2 protein-coding genes are annotated in these 2,324 nt (G+C 59.8%); both read left to right on the top strand.

The annotated features are described in order from the left end of the window. On the top strand, positions 1-611 hold a 611-nt coding region (locus tag EPO09_RS18310), incomplete at its 5' end, for a glycosyltransferase family 9 protein (protein WP_290645315.1). A 71-nt stretch (positions 612-682) separates the two neighbouring features. Next, positions 683-2,324: ABC transporter transmembrane domain-containing protein (locus EPO09_RS18305; protein ID WP_290645313.1), on the top strand; the 1,642-nt coding region annotated here is incomplete at its 3' end.

Genomic DNA, 2,324 nt, shown 5'->3' with positions numbered 1-2,324 from the left:
GGGAGCCTCTGGCGTCTTTGTTTTACAGCCGCAAGGCTCGGGTATCGCGCCAGTTGCATGCGGTTGATCGCTGCAGACTACTGGCCGCACAGGTATTGGGTTACCCCCTGCCGCCCGGGCCAGCAGACTTCGGCCTGCACGCAAACAGTCAGGCTTGGACCCCCCAACCCGGCACGCCCTTTGCCGTACTGATTCCCTGCGCGAGCCGCCCAGAAAAGCTCTGGCCAACAGCCAACTGGATCGCCATTGGTCAAAGCCTCAGAACCAGGGGCTGGCAGGTCGCCGTGATGTGGGGCAGTCCTGCTGAGCACAAATTGGCCATGGACATCGCTCACTCGATTGACGGCACTGTTCCGCCGTTTTTATCCGTCCAACAAGCTTCAGACACCCTGGCTCAGGCGCAGGTCGTGGTTGGCCTAGATACTGGCATGAGTCACATCGCCGCCGCGCATGGCCGCCCAACAGTCGGCATTTATTGCGACCACGAGCCGGGATTAGCAGGCCTCATCGGCTCAGGGCCGGTCATCAGCCTAGGCGGCAAAGATCAAACACCAACCCTGGACGAGGTTCGCTCAGCGCTCCAGAAGGTTCTCGCCATTGCAGGCCATTAAATAAGCCCCCAGCGCGTAACCATCCCAATCACCCGCTCCGTCCCCATATGGACCGAGACAAGCAGCACCTCATGGACATCACCGCCCCTCAGAAACGATTGATGCATTACACGCGCCCTCACAAGCGCATGATGATCACCGCTGTCTTCTTTTTCCTTCTGAGTTCAGCGGTAGAGCCTATCGTTCCAGCCCTGTTCAAGAAACTGATCGACTCGGGATTTCAAGAGGGCCTCAAGTACCCTCTGTGGATCATCCCCATCGTGGTTATTGGCCTGTTCATGATCCGCGGGGGCTTCAATTTCGCAGGCACTTTCGTGATGAGTTCTGCCACCTCGCTGATCACGCTGGATCTGCGGCGCGACCTCATGCGAGCAATGTTGAGAGCCGATTCAAAGCTGTTCACGGCAATCAGCCCAGGCGTCGCAGTTGCCAAAATCATCAACGATCCGCAAGGCGCATCCAGTGCACTGGGTGGCTCATTGATATCGCTTGTGCGCGACGCGTCGACACTCATTTTCCTGATCGCCTACCTGCTCTACATCAACCCACAACTCACCTTGCTGGCTTTCATTTCGATGCCACTGGTGGGCTTTAGTGTCAGCCGTATCCGAAAGCGCCTTGGTCGCGTCGGCGAGGCGCACTACCTGGCAGGCCAGAAGCTGGTAGCCATCGTGGACGACAACGCCCGAGCCTGGCGGGTGGTTCGCACCTTCGACGCCATCGACTTCGAATTGCGCCGTTTTGAAACGGCTGCGCTATTCCATCGTCGCTTAGCGATGAAACAGGTCGCCACAAGCGCACTGGTCACGCCAATCACGCAGGTATTGGCTGCGGTAGGCGTTTCCATCATCCTGACACTGGCTATCTGGCAAGCCAGTCATGGATCCTCAACGATTGGCGAGTTCGTTTCCTTCATCACGGCACTGCTGATGACCATCTCCCCGATGCGTCACCTCACGGACATCTACACCCCCTTTAGCCATGCATTGATCACACTCAAGGGCGCGCTGGAGCTGATGGACGCCCCACCCGAGCCCGACAACGGCACGGCCGAAATGCCCACCTGCCAAGGCAACATCGCCTTCCACAACGTCCAACTGCAGTACGACGGGGCCACCCAGCCCGCTCTTGATGGCCTGAATCTGAACATCCAGGCCGGTCAGACGATCGCCCTGGTCGGCTCCTCTGGCGCGGGCAAGAGCACTGTCGTCAGCACCTTGCTGCGCTTTGCTTACCCCAACTCAGGCGACATCACACTGGATGGCACCCCGATCGACACGCTCAAGCTCGCCAGCCTGCGGCGCCATTTCGCGGTCGTCTCGCAAGACATCGTGCTGTTTGAAGGCTCCATCGCACAGAACATCGCCTACGCCAGCCCCAACGGCCTGGATCGCGACAATGTAGAGCGCTGCCTGCGCGCGGCCAACCTCTGGAACCACGTACAGACCATGCCCGGCGGCATGGACGCCGACATCGGCACCAACGGCAGCAAGCTCTCGGGTGGCCAGCGCCAGCGCCTGGCGATTGCCCGCGCCCTCTACCGAGACGCCGCCGTCTGGATTTTCGACGAAGCGACCTCCGCGCTGGACTCTGAATCAGAAGCCGTCGTGCAACGCTCCATCGAAGACCTGCGCGGCAGCAAGACCTTGATCCTCATCGCGCACCGACTCAGCACCATCCGCAACGCAGATTGCATCTACGTGATGGCCGAAG

The sequence above is a fragment of the Aquabacterium sp. genome (assembly GCF_004297345.1).
Lineage (GTDB): Bacteria > Pseudomonadota > Gammaproteobacteria > Burkholderiales > Burkholderiaceae_C > Aquabacterium.
Note: the sequence above shows the minus strand (reverse complement) of the source record. Positions and strands in the feature narration are given on the sequence as shown.